Genomic DNA, 16,165 nt, shown 5'->3' on the forward strand with positions numbered 1-16,165 from the left:
TAGGGCAGTGACGATTGTTATTGCCCCGGACGTCATGGCATCCGGGGCTGTTGTTATATCGTTATAGTGGTATGGCGTTCGTTTCAGGTCACAATGTGATTTTGTTGGATCAGCTCATCGAGCGTGGTGTGTACGTTCTCCAGCGTTACGAGGTTAGTGGTGTGGTACGTGTTGCCTGTACCGTCGCGATCAATGGACACGATGGTGTTGTTACCGCTGGTGGTCACTGTGAGGTAGTTGCCGAGCGTGGCATTTTGTCCGTTCCAGCCTACCAGCAGGTCGCCGATGTCGATTTTGTCGCCCTGAGCCAGTGAAAAGTTGGTCCAGTTGTCCGCTGACCCGTTACCGCCGGTAGCGTCGTTGGCATTGAGCAGGTGATAAATCAGCGTATCGCCGTAGACCGATCCGGTGATGACGTCATGCTGTGCGGTGCTTACCATCTGCGGATTCATATTGATGGTCAGCGTAGCGGTGTCCGTGTGCCCGTTTTGGTCGTTCAGCGTATAGGTAAAGGTCTCTTTGCTGAGCATCGACGCTACGGTTGTACCCGGCTTCAGCGTGTAGATGTATGAACCATCCAGGTTCATGGTCAGTGAGCCATAATGACCCTGAATGGTTGCGCTACTGGCGCTGCCGGCCGGATTGAGGGTGGCGGTACTGCCGTTAAAACCGGTGACAGTGAGCTGGGTATGGACGGTTGAGAGCTGATCGTGCGCGCCAGCGGCATCACTGCCATCAAAAATATTGCCATTCACCGTCGTGGTGTTAACGTCCCAGGTATTGAGGTGCCATGTCGTACCCGTGACGTTTGGCGTAATGCTGACGTTGCCAACGGCCAGTCCCCCCATTGTTCCTGTGAAGCTGATGCTGTAATGACCAGCGGCTAGCTCAGCATTACCCAGCGAGACGGCAATTGAACTGCCTAACAGGCTGATAGAGCTGGCGGGTACAGAGCCAGAAAGCGAGAATCCGTCAGGACCGGTGATTGTCCAGGTTACGCCCAGCGTACCGACGGTGATAAGTGTGCCGATGCTGAAGTTGAGCGTGGCGCCTTTCAGTACGTCATTTGTTGCGATATCAAACGAACCTGTACCGGTTGCTTTGCTCCCCAGCGTCGGAATTGTCGCGGTGCCCAGCGCGCCACTTCCATATGCCGCAGAGTCCTGAATGGTACTTACCGCCATCATGCTGCTGACGTCATTTACTGCGTCCAGCGCTTGCGGGGTCGCCGTAATGTTCAGCGAGGCGCTTCCTGTATCGCCATTGGGGGCTTTGACCGTATAGACGAAACTGTCCGGTGTGCTGATACCGTCTGCGCCCAGTCCGCTTTTCAGCGTGTAGGTGTAGTTCCCTTTTGCATCAATAGTCAGCGTGCCGTACTGTCCGTTAATGGTGGTAGTGCCCGTTGCGTTAACGGCGACACCGTTCACTTCGGTGATAACGGTATTAGCCGGAGCCGAGTCGTTGGCCAGCAGATTTCCATTGGTTGCCGCACTCAGGCTGTCGACGGCGTAGGTGTGATCGGCCTGAATATTCAGGGTATAGTTGGTCAGCAGCGTCAGGCCGCCGGAAGCGTTAAGCAGGAACAGATAGTCACCGCCCGGCAGCGTAATGGTATACGCGGGTGAATTGCCGCTCAGTAGGGCGGTTACCCAGTTCGGTTGTACCCGGTACTGCTCATACTGCTGAATAGACTCGTTGAAGCGGTAGACATAGAGATCAAAGCCGCCCAGCGTTACGCCAAGTACGCTGGCCTGAACCGTTATCGTTCGGGTCGCGCCGTCATCAACGTTGAATTTAATCGGGTTGGTCAAACCGTTGACCAGGCTGACATCCAGCAATTGTCCCAAACCAACACTGGCGAGCGTGAAGCCGGTTTGTTGTGATGGATGGTTGTCGACTGCGATGACCTGCGTCCCGTAAGTCAGCGCAGCCACATCGTCTGCCGCCGTTACCGTACTGGTGGTCGGGGCCTGACCCAGCGTGACCACCAGTTTTGCCGAGGAGTGATCGCTACCATGCGTTAGCGTGTAAGTGAAACTTTCGGAACGGCCATACACTGAGATTGACGTATTGGTCAGGGTATAGGTGTAGCTACCATTCTGATTGATATGCAGAATGCCGTATTTCCCCTGCACATCAATGCCGCCCGCCGGGACGTTCACGACGTTGCCGTTACCGTCAGTGATAGCGGTGACCAGCGTGCCGGAAGGGGCGTTATCTTGACCGTTAGTTGGATCGGTATCGGTGATGATGTTACCGGATTCTGTGGTCCCCCCAGTGATGGTTCCGCCGTTGGTTTTCACCACGGCAACGTCCAGGCTGGTGTATGCGCCAGTCGCCAGCAGGTTAGTGTTGAAGCTGACCACGCGATAATCCCCGCCTGTCAGCCCATCATAATTGAGCGTCACTCCAGAGGCTCCGATGGTCAGCAAACTGGCAAAATTGGGTTTTGAGGTATCGACCACGGTTATCCAGGTGTTGAGCAAGGAGTCATAGCGCTGGATAACAATCTCCATTGAGCTTAATAGTGACAGCACAATGCCGGTCGCCGCGGCGTTAATGGTGATGGAGCCACTACCGCCAGACTGGATGCTGAAATTAACACTTGCCGTGTCGTTACCCAGCACATTGGCGACATTACCCAGTGCGTTCACCAGCAGGAAACCGTAATCGCTTTGATGCTCAGTGCTGATTGTCACGTCAGTCTGTAGCGGCAAACGGGTGACATTATCTTCAGCCAGCAGGGGGAGTACCGGCGCGATGACGCTGGCAGGCGATGACGTGTTACCTGCCGCGTCGGTTGCCGTTGCAGATAACGACTGACCTTCAATCTGGCGTACAGGCAAGGTGGCACTGTAGACGCCACTGCTGTTGGCGACCGCTGTCACGCTGGTGCCGCCAGGCAGGGATATCGTCACCGTACTGCCGGCTTCGGCAATACCGCTCACTGTTCCGCCATCGGCGCTGATCAGAATCGTAGGAGGTGGCGGTGGCGTGGTATCCACAATGACGCTGAACGAGCCAGACAAAACGCTCGAGCCGTTGGCATTTGTGGCGTTGGCGGTAAACGCGTGGTTGCCTTCGCTGAGCGCACCGGATGGGGTAAAGCTCCAGATCCCATTCCCGTCTGCGGTTGTGCTCCCCATCAACGTGCCGTTGTTATACAGGTTGATAACGGCGTTTGCCTGCGCAGTTCCGCTCAGTGTTGGGCGGGTATCATTCGTGGTTTTCCCGGCGGTGACCAGGCCCGTGATAGTGCCGACATCATCGAATACGCTGGAGATCACTGGCGCAGGCGGTACGCCGGTAAACGGGGCCAGCACGTTACCCGCCGTACCGATGTTGCCTGCGGCGTCCTGTGCGCTAACCAGCAGCGTTTGTCCACTAATTTGCGGTGGATTCAGGGTAAAGGTGAAGTTACCGGAAGCATTCGCTGTCGTGGTGCCGAGTACCGTTCCGCTACCAGAGGTGATAATGACCGTACTGTTCGCTTCGGCCACGCCGGTTAACGCCGTACCATTGGCGTTGACCGCCAGCCCGGTTGGAACACCGGGCGCGATGGTATCGACCACAATGGCTGCCGCAGACGATAATCCACTGGTATTCCCCGCCGCATCTGTCGCCGTGATGGTAAAAGAATGAGCCCCTTGAGCCAGAGCAGTGGACGGCGTGTAACTCCAGTTGCCGGTGCTGTCAGCCGTTACGCTGATAACAAAACTGCCATTATCATAAATATCGACTCGCGCGTTGGCCTCTGTGGATCCGTTCAGGGTTGGGCGTGAGTCATTGGTGGGCTGGTTGCTGCCAATCGCACCGGTGTTGGGGCCAACATCATCAATAATGCTACTTATTGAAGGCTGTGCCGGGGCTGTGGTGTCCACCACCACGGTAAAACCTACTGTTGCGCCGCTGGTATTACCTGCCGCATCGGTAGCGGTCACAGTGAAGGTATGGGACCCGGTCGCGAGCGGCGTGGTCGGAGTAAATGTCCAGCTATTATTGCCTTGCACCAGCGCAGTACCAAGCAGAGTGTTCCCGTCATAGATGCTAACAGTGCTACCGGCTTCGGCGGTACCGTTGAGCGTTGGGCGGGCATCGTTGGTTAGCTGCCCATTGTTCAGCGCTGTATTGAAAACTCCCCCTGCGATGTCATCTATGACCGAGATCAGTTGTGGGATTGGCGGTGGGGTCGTATCGACATTAATAATAAATCCGCTTGAGGTGGCACCGATATTGCCTGCGGCGTCTGTGGCGATAGCCGTGAATGTATGTTGGCCGTTGCTCAGTGTGGATGGCAGATACTCCCACGTCCCATCTATTGTGGCTGTTACCGTCCCCAGCAGCGTGCCGTTATCGTAAATCGCGACCCGGGCATTCGCTTCCGTTGAGCCACTGAGCAGCGGACGGGTGTCATTGGTCCAGGCTCCACTGGACAGAGTCCCGGTGCCGGGCTGTACATCATCGACGGCCTGGATAATGGTGGGGGCAAGCGGGGCAACGGTATCCACAATGATGTTAAATGCGGCGGATGACTGACTGACGTTTCCGGCTGCATCCGTGGCGGTCACCGTGAGCGCATGGTTACCATTTCCAAGTCCGGCTGTTGGCGTGAAGTTCCAGGCTCCATTGGCGTCTACCGGAGCGGTACCGAGATAGGTGCCATTGTCATAAATTTTGATCGTGGAATTGGCTTCTGCCGTACCACTGAGCGTGGGTTGCGCATCATTTGTGGCCTGGCCGTTGTTCAGATTGCCCGTCAGCGGGCCGACATCATCTGCGACCTGAGAAATGACGGGTATACCCGGCGATATGGTATCGACGATGAGCCCAAAGCCGTTCGACGCAAGGCTGGTGTTACCTGCACTGTCGGTCGCGGTGACGGTCAATGTATGTGGTCCGTTGCTCAGAGCATCCGTTGGGGTAAAGTTCCAGATACCTCCCGCACCCACGGTGGTAGTGCCAATGGGTTGACCATCGCTCAGAACGGTAATGGTCGCTCCCACTTCGCCCGTGCCACTCAGTGCCGGACGTGTTTCGTTTGTCGTCTGCCCATTGGTTATCGCGCCTGTTGTGGGCGCCGTATTGTCCAGCACCGTGCTAATGATGGGGGGCTGCGGGGCGATAGAATCCAGTTCGAGGGTAAAGGACGAAGATACCCCACCCATATTGCCCGCCTGATCGGTGGCAACGGCGGTAAAGATGTGTTGCCCCTGAGTCAGTGGGGCATCCGGCGTGAAGCTCCAGTTGCCGGATTCATCAACCTGGGTTGTACCAATATCAACGCCTTTATCGCGGATGGTGATAGATGCACCGATCTCTCCTTTGCCGTTCAGCGTGGGTTGTGCATCGTTAGTCAATTGTCCGTTAGTCAGCGATGTGTTGCCGGGTTGATCGTCAATCACCGAGGTAATGTTCGGCGCCGCGGGCGGCAGCGTATCAACTACCAGAACGAAAGGTGGGCTTGCCGGGCTGATATTGCCAGCGCCATCCGTGACGGTTGCGGTTAACGAATGATTGCCTTCACTAAGTGCTGGAGCCGGTGTAAAGCTCCAGTTGCCGTTTTCATCGCTGGTGGTTGTGCCAATTACCGCGCCATTATCGCGAATGGTAACCACTGAATCGGCCTCGGTGATGCCAGCAAGCGTTGGGGTGTTGTCGTTGGTTAGCTGTCCGGATGTAAGAGATTGCGGGGTACCGACGTCGTCCGTTACCGTCACAATAGAGGGCGCGCTTGGGATTAACGTATCGACAATAACCCGGAAGCTGTTGGAGGGATCGCCCTGGTTGCCTGCCGCATCCGTTGCGCGTGCGGTAAAGATATGCTCGCCTTCTCCCAACCCATTTGTCGGAGTATAGCTCCAGTATCCGCTGCCACTCACGGTGGTTGTGCCAATCGCGATACCTTTATCGTAAAGGGTGATAGTCGCACCCGCTTCGCCGGTTCCATTGAAGGTCGGGCGTGCATCGTTAGTAATTTGTCCGGTATCTAACGATCCTGTACCTGGTAACACGTCGTCAATCACACTGGTGATCGCGGGTGCTTGTGGGGCGGCTGTATCGATAGTGATGGCGTAATTGGGCGACAACCCACTGGGTTCTGAGTTTACAGTTTGCGATACGGTGAAATTGTAGGTCGTGCCGTTTGTCAGTGGAGTGGATAATGGATAGCGCCATGCGCCGGAAACGGCATCGGCGGTGACCGTAGCGATTACATTCCCATCCTGATAAATTGTAACCGTTGCTCCTGCCGTGGCGGTTCCTTGTAACAGCGGTAAGGTGTCATTGGTGGATTTACCGTTGCCAATCACTCCTGTAACGGGAGTGACATCATCAATGATTTCGAGAATTGGCGGATGCGGAATACTGGAAGTGGCCGCGTTAAACGGCGTAGGGTCGCTGCTATTGCCCGCCTGATCCTGGGCGATTGCATTCAGATTCTGCCCTGTAGTTTGTGCGGGTGATATCGTGACGGTGTAGACACCTGTAACGCTGTTCGCAATGCCCTGGCCCAGTACCGTGGTACCATTTCTGATGATGACGGTACTGCCCGGCTCGGCTGTCCCGCTCACCAGCGTGCCGTTCGGGTTAACATAGGTGACGATTGGCTCGGCAGGAGGCTGCGTATCGAGTATCAACATCACAGGGTTTCCTGCCGCCAGGGAATTACCCGCGGGATCCCTGGCGCCGAACGTCAGCGTGTGCGGGCCATCGCCCGTCAGCGTAATCTCAATACTCCAGCTACCATTCGCCGCAACGAGGGTTTCGGCAATGGGATTGCCGCCATCGAAAATGACTACCGTACTGCCCGGCGCACCGGTCCCGCTGATTGTTGGGGTGGTATCATCCGTGACGCTACCGTTGGTCAATGAACCGATAATGACGCCAGCGTCATCTTCAATATCTGTAACCTGCGGTAGGGTCAGCACGGTGCTGCTAACCGTAAATGCTACGCTGTTTGATGGGGTACTGGCGTTCCCCGCCGCATCGGTTGCAATGGCCGTTAGCGTATAACTTCCGTTTGCCAGTGCCGTCCCAGGAGTAATACTCCAGGTGGTGCCAACCACCGTTGTGGTACCGATAATCGTACTGCCGTTGTACAGCGTGATCGTGTCGCCGTCAGTGCCGGTTCCGCGAATAGTTGGCGTCGTATCATCTGTTATTGCGCCAGGTGCAAGATCGCCCTGGAAACCACCGACATTATCATTGACGGCAAGAATAACAGGGGAGGCAGAGGGCGTTGTATCGATCTCCAGGAGGATGGCATCTGATGGCGGGCTGACGTTGCCAGCAGGATCGGTCGCCGTAATGGTCACCTGATAAACATCCTGGGGAAGTGGCACTGATGGTGTAAAGCTCCAGCTACCGTCTGCCCCAACCGTTGCGGTACCCTGCGACGAAGAGTTGCCATTAAGATAGAGGGTAATGAGATCGCCGACACTCCCCGTGCCGCTGAACGTTGGCGTGGTGTCGTTAGTCATGCCGTTTGTCACGACCCCGGTTATCGGATTGACGTCGTCCGTAATGGTGGGCGGGAGCGGTTGCGTTGGCGGCAGATTATCTACCGTCAGCGTAAAGCCCGCCGATGGGATCCCTGTGTTGCCCGCCGCGTCGGTCGCCGTGGCGGTGAATTTATGCGGCCCATCGGCAAGTGAGGTCGGGGTAAATGTCCAGGTGCCGTCTGGCTGTACGGTAGTGATGCCGGCGAGGCCGCCATTCTCATAAATCGTAATTGTCGCACCCGGCTCACCTGTTCCGGACAGTTTAGGGTTGCCGCTTTTCGTGCTGCCGCCATTACTCAGTGCTTTAGTTTCAATGCCAATAAGCCCTTCCGCTGAGGTGATGATCGGGGCCGCGGGTGGTGTTGTATCGACAGTCAGCATGAAACTTCCGGCGGTACTGGCGTTACCCGCCGCGTCTGTCGCGATAGCTGACAACGTGTGCGAGCCTTCACTAAGTGGCTGGGTGACCGGGAAACTCCAGCTTCCTCCGGCCACAACGGTGGTCGTTCCAATCGGTGTGGCACCATCGTAGATAGTGATGGTGGAGCCAACTTCTCCGGTCCCCTTCAGTGACGGCAGGTTATCGTTTGAACGGCTACCAGAAGGCAAGTCAACGGGTGCATTGCCGATGTCATCTGTGGCGGCTGAAATGACCGGAGCCCCAGGAGGCTGGGTGTCAACGGTAATGGTGACAGTGACGGGGGAGGTGACGACGTTACCGGCGGCATCTGTTGCTGATACTGTAAAATGATGGTCGCGATCGGCAAGCTGCTTGTTGTCCGGGACGGTATAGCTCCAGGTACCTGACTTGTCGATGAGCATCACCGTCATCAGCAAACCATTATCATACAGGTTCACCAGCGAGCCTGGCTCGCCGGTCCCGGAGAGGGTCGGCGTGTTGTCGTTGGTTACCCCGTTGTTATTCGCGATGTTACCGGTGATGGTTCCGACGTCATCGCTAATCAGAGTAATAACCGGGACGGTCGGCGCGACGCTATCGACAATGATTTTCCAACTGGCGGCGCTACTGGTGTTGTTGGCGGCATCAGTTGCCGTAACCGTAAACACGTGTGCGCCCTGGCTCAGCGCGGTGGTCGGCGTGTAGTCCCAGTTACCATTGATATCGGCGGTAACGGTGGTTAGCAGGGTGCCATTATCATAAATTTTTACCTGCGAGCCCGCTTCGGCGGTGCCCTTAATTTCCGGTTTATCGTCGTTTGTCAACGTGTTGTTATCAATTTTTCCGATGACGTCGGGAACATCGTCTAAGACGGCAATAATAATCGGTTGGTCTGGCGCGGTAATATCCGGAGCCAGCGCGGAAGCGGGCAGACTTTCGTTGCCTGCGCTGTCCGTTGCGGTCACTTTTACCGTTTCGCCATTGTTTTGTGACGGGGTGATCGACACGGCAAAGTGACCGCCGCTGTCAGCCTGACCCACGCCAATCGTATTCCCGTTGCTGTCTTTTACGGTGATAGTGCTGCCGATTTCAGCATGTCCACTGACTGAACCACCATCCCCGGCGACAATTACCCCTGTCGGTGCGTCAGGGGCGGTGCTGTCTGGTGCGGTGACTGCTGTGTTATCACTGGTATTACCTGCTGCATCCGTTGCATTGGCGACAAGATGTTCGCCGTTCGTTTGTGGCGGAACCAGTGTGGCGGTGAAATCTCCGTCAGCATCAGCGGTGGTCGTGCCAATGATAGTGCCACCAGAATTGAGAATATGTACGGTACTGTTGGGCTCTGCCGTGCCGGAAACCTCATCGCCCGCGTTATTGATTGTCAGGTTTGCGGGCGGTAGCGGGGCGGTGATATCGGGAGCGAGTGCTGTTTCTGGCAAACTCGGGTTTCCTGCTGGATCGGTAGCGATAGCGGCTATGGTTTCGCCATTGGTTTGTGGTGGGTTTATGGTGATAGTAAACGAGCCATCTGGCCCGGTAACGCCACTGCCGATTAAATGATTATTATTGTCGGTTATAGTCACGGTACTGCCGGGTTCAGCCGTACCAGTGACGACAGCACCATCGGCAGATACGTTCAGATTGTCTGGTGATAACGGCGGCTGAGTATCGATATTGATATTGAATGCCGTCGATATTCCCCCCGTACCCAGGTGGTTGGTTGCCGTAGCGGTGAAGGCGTATGAGCCGTCCCGCAAGTTTGTGCTGGAGGTCCAGTCCCAACTACCGTTGCTGTCGGCGACGACGCTGTCGATATATGCCCCGTTATTGTAAATTTTAACCGTACTGTTGGCGTCAGCTGTCCCGGAAAGCGTTGGGGTCGCATCATTAGTGGACTGATTGTTGGTCAATGACCCAACGGAGGGCGCGACATCATCCATAACGCTGACAATCACGGGGACGCCTGGATAACCGGAATTTGAGGCACTGAATGAGGTATCTGGCCCTATATTGCCTGCTTCATCCTGAATCTTTGCTGTCAGCGTTTCACCATGTGTTTGCGAGGGTGATATGCCAATAGTGAAGGTGCCGCCTGAACCGACGATTGCTGAACCCAGAACCTGGTTGTTACTGCCAATGATGGTGACAGTGCTTCCGGGCTCTGCACTACCCGTCACCATGGTGCCTTCCAGGTTCACTGAAGAAATTACTGCGGCGGCAGGTGGGGTGGTATCGACGGTAATGACCCAACTGTCTGAGATTGCGCTGCTGCCCGCATTGTTTGATGCGCTGACCGTAAACTGGTGAGCGCCTTCCGCGAGCGGGGAAGGTGGAGTAAACGTCCAGTTGCCGTTGGCATCGATAGTGACCTGTCCTATTTCGACACCGTTATCAAAAATATGTAAGGTGGCATTTGCGGGGCCAGTGCCCTGAAGAGTAGGCGTATTATCGTTGGTGGATTCCTGCTGATTGACAGGGCCTGTAATCAGCTCCTGATTATCGATCACGCTGGTAATAACGGGCACGTCTGGCATGTTAGGGGTTGTTGTCGGCGGATCGCCACCATCGCCGTTGCCATCGCCGTTGCCATTGCCGTTGCCATTGCTATTGCCGTTCCCACCATTATCGTTTCCGGCGTTGTTATCGCTCCCCCCACCGCCACCGCCACCGCCACCGCCACCGCCGCCACCTGCAGCGAGGCCAACTCCGCCAGCGACCGCGATCCCGCCAAGAACCCAGGGCCAAACTGCGCCTCCTTCATGACTGCCTTCGCTCGCCATCAATGGGGTGAGATCGTCCAGATGCTGATAGTGGAATGCGCCATCCGTATCCTGAACCCACCATAGTGCGCCGTTGCTATCTTCAAGTACGAGCTGGCTTTGTTCATCACCTTTGCCAACGTAAAAGTTTTTAATTGTGATAGTTTCACCAGAGCGGAGTGTGACAATCAGATCCTGATTTACGCGGGTAAGCTGACTGATTTCTTCACGAGAAACAGACAGCTTCACGATGGAAGGTGAATTGAGCGTGACTTCTGAAGCTTCAATATTTGTGGAAACACCAGTCAATTTTGATACAACGGCGAGTAGACGCATATATTCACTCCTGATGGCAGGCCGAGAGTATTAATCCACAATAGCGTGTTGGGAGAATGAGCTGACAGGTGCCCGTTCATCGTATAGATGAGTTTGCACATGTGGTTTCATTGATTAGGTCACGCAAGTATCAGTTTGTTTTTCGAATACGTCAGGGCCCCTGAGTCTGAATAGTTCTTTCGTATTAGATGATATAGTCAGAAAGGATGTATTACGCAAATTATCTATATTAAAAATACATTGAGGTAATTGAAAAGGATACTTTCCAGTACGTGTTTTGGTTGTTGTTGAAATCTAACTTGCTGTATATAAAGTTGTTTTTTCTTCTTTGTGGTTTTTTACAAATCTAATAAACACCAGTAATAATAGTGTTATTGGTGAGGCGTAAAATATAAACGATACGCTCTTGAAGTTTTATTTTATTAAGCTATGGACCCGATAAAATAATGAAAAGACTATTTTAGGTTTGAACGATTCAGCGGTGTAAAAACTATAATTTTGGTGAATATAATGGGTGGGTTTCAATAACTAAACAATAAGAGCCAGCCTCATGATGAGAGACTGGCCGCTGAGAGGGGATTTATCGACCTGCATTTTTCATAATACGAGCTTTGTCCAACTGCCACTCACGTTCTTTTACATCGGAACGCTTGTCGTGCTGTTTCTTCCCTTTTGCGACGCCAATTTTGACTTTGCACCAGGCATTCTTCCAGTACAGCGAAAGTGCCACGACGGTGTAACCGTCACGATTCATGCGTCCATATAAGGAGTCAAGTTCGCGTTGGTTTAACAGAAGCTTACGGGTGCGAGTAGGGTCACACACGACGTGCGTTGAGGCAACGGCCATCGGCGTGAAGTTGGCGCCAAACAGGAACGCTTCGCCGTCTTTGAGAATGACATAGCTATCGCCAATATTGGCCTTTCCTGCGCGCAGGGATTTGACTTCCCAGCCTTGCAGTGCGAGTCCAGCTTCGAACTCTTCTTCAATAAAGTATTCGTGTCGTGCGCGCTTGTTGAGCGCGATTGTGGCTGAGCCAGGTTTGTGTGCTTTTTTCTTCGTCATAATGCCGCTCAGTATAGGTAATCTGGAATTGAAAAACACCCCATTTCATCCAGCGGGGCGCAAGGCGCTATCTTAGCACGAGTTGGGCTATAGCGTTTTTTTTAGCGGATGATAAATGGTATTATTTGCACGATTGATATTGATGGAAATTGTTATGCCTCAGATTAGCCGGACCGCTTTAGTACCTTACAGTGCGGAACAGATGTATCAGTTAGTGAATGATGTTAAATCCTATCCTCAGTTTTTACCGGGTTGCACCGGAAGCCGCGTCCTGGAGTCGACTCCGGGGCAAATGACGGCCGCTGTGGATGTCTCGAAAGCAGGGATCAGCAAAACGTTCACCACGCGTAATCAACTGACCAGTAACCAGAGCATCCTGATGCATCTGGTCGATGGACCGTTCAAGAAACTGATTGGCGGCTGGAAGTTTACGCCACTAAGTCATGAAGCGTGTCGTATTGAGTTTCATCTCGATTTTGAGTTCACCAATAAGTTAATCGAACTGGCGTTTGGCCGCATCTTTAAAGAGCTGGCTTCTAATATGGTGCAGGCCTTCACGGTTCGCGCGAAAGAGGTTTACAGTGTCAGCGTCGGCTAAAATTGTCGTTGAAGTAGCGTACGCGCTGCCCGAGAAACAGTATCTACAGCGCGTGACGTTGCAGCAGGGCGCAACCGTCGAAGAGGCGATTCGCGCTTCGGGATTGCTGGAGCTACGTACTGATATCGATCTCAGCAAAAATAAGGTGGGCATCTACAGCCGTCCGGTAAAGCTTGCTGATGTTTTGCATGACGGCGATCGGGTGGAAATTTATCGGCCATTGATTGCTGATCCGAAAGAACTGCGCAGGCAGCGGGCAGAGAAATCCGCTAAAAAATAACAGACAATAAAAAAGGTGCTCATTGAGCACCTTTTTTTGATCTCTCAAACCTACTTGTTGTCGGTCAGAGCAGGTTTGTTATCAATGTTGGTTAATACGCCGCTGCTGTTAAAGGTCAGCGTCAGCGTTTGCTGAGTAACGCCTTCATGCCCTGGCTGCTGACGGAACACATAAAACCAGGTGTTAGTACCAAAAGGATCGGACATCATTGGTGTACCCAGTGCATAAGCAACTTGCTGTTGCGTCATACCTGTACGCACTTTGGCGACATCGGTAGGTGTCAGATAATTTCCCTGGTTGATGTCAGGGCGGTAAACCACTCGCTCCAGAGTGGAACAGCCTGCAGTCAACATCAGTAGTACTGCTGCAGCAGCAGTCAGCGTTTTACAGCGCATAGTGATTTGATTCCTTTTCGGGCCCGAGCAGTACGCGGCTCATATGTAATATGCCGATGATAATAGACCTTTCACCACTTTAAAACCTTTTGCTGTCGGGTCGGTCGGCGATTTTATGTTGAACTCAGACCGTCACAAGGTAAAAAAGTTTATGCCGCCAGCAGTTCTTTTGCATTTGCGAGGGTATTACGCGTCACTTCGCTACCGCCAAGCAGGCGGGCTAATTCCTGCAGGCGAGCGCGTTTATCCAGCGGCTGCATGTGTGTTTCGGTCATTGCGCCGTCAGTTTCTTTGCTGACATAGAAATGTTGATGACCGCAGCCAGCAACCTGCGGCAGGTGAGTCACACACATCACCTGGGTTGATTCACCCAATTGACGCAGTAGCTTACCCACAACCGCTGCCGTCGGACCACTGATACCAACGTCGACTTCATCGAAAATCAGCGCAGGAGTTTCCATTTTACGCGCGGTAATCACCTGAATAGCCAGCGCAATGCGCGACAACTCACCACCGGAAGCGACTTTCGCAATCGGCTGTAACGGCTGACCCGGGTTAGTGGTAACTTTGAATTCCACACGATCGGCACCGTCTGCGCTCAGATGGTGTTCCTCAAATTTCACATCAATGCAAAAGACACCGTGCGGCATCGAGAGAGCATGCATGCTTTCTGTGATGAGTTTCCCCAATTCCTGAGCATAATGCTGGCGCTGTTGGTGCAGCATTTTTGCCGTTTCCAGCGCCTGCTGGTGGTGCGTGTTTACCGCCAGGGTTAAGGTTTCGAGCGAGTCAGCCTGATCGTCAAGCTGCTGTTGTTCATCCAGCAATGACTGATAGAACTGTGGCAGCGCTTCAGGGGCAACATGATGCTTTCGCGCCAATGAAATTTGTCTGGAAATACGCTGCTCAAGTTCGAACAAACGGTTAGGGTCTAAATCCAGACGATCGCAATAGTGGCGCAACTCATCGCTGGCTTCGCTGAGCTGGATTGTCGCCTCTTCCAGCATGTCCAGAATACCGGAGAGCTTACCGTCCATTCCTGCCAGTTCACTAACCAACTGTTTTGCCGTGTACAGCTGGCTTTGCAGATTAACGTCTTCGCCGTCTGCCATGATCGCCAGCGCTTGCTGGCTGGTGGTGAGCAACTGCCCGCTGTTAGCCAGACGCTTGTACTCTTCATCAATTTGCTCAAACTCGCCTGCCTGGGGGTTGAATTCGTTCAGCTCTTTTAACTGATATTGCAACAGTTCCGCCCGGGCAGCGCGCTCCTGGCTTTGTTGCTGATGATGCGCTAGGTCGCGGCAGCTTTGGTGCCAAAGCTGGTAGCGCGCGGACATTTCCTGAATCAGGGATGCTTCATTAGCGTAACCATCAAGCAGGGACTTTTGGTGTTCCGATTTTGTCAGGAGTTGATGTGCATGCTGGCCATGGATTTGAATAAGCAACTGGCCCAGTTCACGGAGCTGTGACAGGGGAACGGCAGTGCCATTGATAAATCCGCGGGAGCGTCCGTCGCTGCTGATTACGCGGCGTAACAAACACTCACGACCTTCTTCAAGCTGGTTCTCTTCCAGCCAGCGTAGCGCCGCAGGGGTATCTTTTAAAGAGAAGCGCGCGCACAGATCGGCGCGTGTGGCATCTGTACGCACCATGTCGGCCTCTGCCCGCCCGCCCAGACACAACCCGAGAGCATCAATGGCAATGGATTTACCCGCACCGGTCTCGCCGGTGATGACGGTCATTCCGCTTTGGAAATCGATCTCCAGTTCACGAACGATAGCAAAATTGCTGATGGTCAGTTGTGCCAACATAGTTGTTTTCCTGTATGAAAAACCATAACTGTGATTACATACAGTATAAACTGGTTTTTTATACAGTAAAGAGGTTGACGTTAAATTAGAATAATTTTTTTGACCAGCCTAATTTAGTGCTTAATGTATTGAAATAACTGTAATCTTTTGGGTGTATCAGGTTCAGATGATAATCACAGCGGCGAATCAATACGTCTTCACCTTCCTGGATAGGCAGGGCGATCTGGCTGTCACAGCTGATCTCAAGATCGTTGCGGCGATGAGAAAAGCGCAGGCGAATGGTACTGCTACTGTTGATTACCAGCGGTCGCGCGGAAAGCGTATGCGGGAACATCGGCACCAGCGTAATAGCATCCAGGGAAGGGGTGAGGATGGGACCTCCGGCAGAGAGCGAATAGGCGGTAGAGCCGGTCGGGGTGGAGATAATTAGCCCGTCTGAACGCTGGGAGAAGGCAAAGATTTCATCGATATAGACTTCAAATTCAATCATGTGCGCCACTTTACCGGGGTGCAGCACAACTTCATTGATGGCCGTGCTAATACGCTTCTGGCAATCCTGCTGGCACACCTGGGCTTCGAGTAAAAAGCGCTTTTCGCTGATGTAGTGGCCTTCCAGTACGTCAGCTAACTGTTGTTGTGCATTGTCTGGGTCAAGGTCGGTCAGAAAACCGAGATTGCCGCGGTTAATCCCGATAACTTTGATGTCATAACGTGCCAGGGTGCGTGCGGCCCCCAGCATATTGCCGTCGCCACCGACGACTACGGCGAGGTCTGCTTGCTGACCAATTTCTGCGAGCGTACCGGTTTTCACATTTTTCAACTGCAGCTCGTGGGCGATTTGTTGCTCAACGATAACCTCATAACCTTTGACGCACAGCCAGCGGTAGAGCATTTCATGTGTGGTCAGTGCAGTGGGGTGACGTGGATGCCCCACAATGCCAATACACTTGAAATGTTTGTTCATTTTCTCGAGGTCCTTGTAACGAAGATTAGTGACAATGTGAGTACTTCCCTTGAA

The 16,165-nt window shown here is 53.5% G+C and carries 7 protein-coding genes; 2 read left to right on the forward strand and 5 right to left on the reverse strand.

Going from position 1 to position 16,165, the window contains the following annotated elements; genetic code table 11:
• Window positions 1–83: 83 nt before the first annotated feature.
• Together G8S19_RS05540 and smpB are read right to left on the reverse strand one after the other, a co-directional pair.
• A complete protein-coding gene (locus tag G8S19_RS05540; RefSeq protein WP_253686272.1) occupies window positions 84–11,000 on the reverse strand; it encodes a BapA/Bap/LapF family large adhesin in 10,917 nt (3,638 codons plus the stop codon).
• Window positions 11,001–11,580: 580 nt separating this feature from the next.
• Window positions 11,581–12,063, reverse strand: coding sequence for an SsrA-binding protein SmpB (gene smpB, locus G8S19_RS05545; RefSeq protein ID WP_003031211.1), 483 nt, complete (start codon window positions 12,061–12,063; stop codon window positions 11,581–11,583).
• A 154-nt stretch (window positions 12,064–12,217) separates the two neighbouring features.
• Here smpB and ratA point away from each other — a divergent pair, with 154 nt between their 5' ends.
• Together ratA and G8S19_RS05555 are read left to right on the forward strand one after the other, a co-directional pair.
• Window positions 12,218–12,661 (forward strand): type II toxin-antitoxin system toxin RatA, encoded by a 444-nt coding sequence (gene ratA, locus G8S19_RS05550; protein WP_003031213.1) that lies wholly within the window; start codon window positions 12,218–12,220, stop codon window positions 12,659–12,661.
• The gene (locus tag G8S19_RS05555; RefSeq protein WP_003839823.1) at window positions 12,645–12,941 is read left to right on the forward strand and encodes an RnfH family protein; all 297 of its coding nucleotides are present in this window, start codon (window positions 12,645–12,647) and stop codon (window positions 12,939–12,941) included. Before ratA ends, G8S19_RS05555 begins: the two co-directional genes overlap by 17 nt.
• 50 nt (window positions 12,942–12,991) lie before the next feature.
• Here G8S19_RS05555 and bamE read toward each other — a convergent pair whose 3' ends face one another.
• The 3 genes from bamE to nadK form a co-directional block, all read right to left on the reverse strand.
• On the reverse strand, window positions 12,992–13,336 hold the full coding sequence (gene bamE / locus G8S19_RS05560) for an outer membrane protein assembly factor BamE (RefSeq protein WP_003826401.1): 345 nt from the start codon (window positions 13,334–13,336) through the stop codon (window positions 12,992–12,994).
• Window positions 13,337–13,485: 149 nt separating this feature from the next.
• Entirely contained in the window at window positions 13,486–15,147 is a 1,662-nt protein-coding gene (recN, locus tag G8S19_RS05565; RefSeq protein ID WP_115601632.1) for a DNA repair protein RecN, read from the reverse strand.
• A gap of 85 nt (window positions 15,148–15,232) precedes the next feature.
• The gene (nadK, locus tag G8S19_RS05570; RefSeq protein WP_005130436.1) at window positions 15,233–16,111 is read right to left on the reverse strand and encodes an NAD(+) kinase; all 879 of its coding nucleotides are present in this window, start codon (window positions 16,109–16,111) and stop codon (window positions 15,233–15,235) included.
• Window positions 16,112–16,165 lie beyond the last annotated feature (54 nt).

It is taken from the genome of Citrobacter sp. SX206, from assembly GCF_024181025.1.
GTDB classification, from domain to species: Bacteria; Pseudomonadota; Gammaproteobacteria; order Enterobacterales; family Enterobacteriaceae; genus Citrobacter; species Citrobacter youngae.

Coding starts and splice junctions, on each gene's coding strand:
- G8S19_RS05540 (WP_253686272.1), bottom strand. CDS start 11,000: ATGCGTCTACTCGCCGTTGTATCAAAATTGACTGGTGTTTCCACAAAT.
- smpB (WP_003031211.1), bottom strand. CDS start 12,063: ATGACGAAGAAAAAAGCACACAAACCTGGCTCAGCCACAATCGCGCTC.
- ratA (WP_003031213.1), top strand. CDS start 12,218: ATGCCTCAGATTAGCCGGACCGCTTTAGTACCTTACAGTGCGGAACAG.
- bamE (WP_003826401.1), bottom strand. CDS start 13,336: ATGCGCTGTAAAACGCTGACTGCTGCTGCAGCAGTACTACTGATGTTG.
- recN (WP_115601632.1), bottom strand. CDS start 15,147: ATGTTGGCACAACTGACCATCAGCAATTTTGCTATCGTTCGTGAACTG.
- nadK (WP_005130436.1), bottom strand. CDS start 16,111: ATGAACAAACATTTCAAGTGTATTGGCATTGTGGGGCATCCACGTCAC.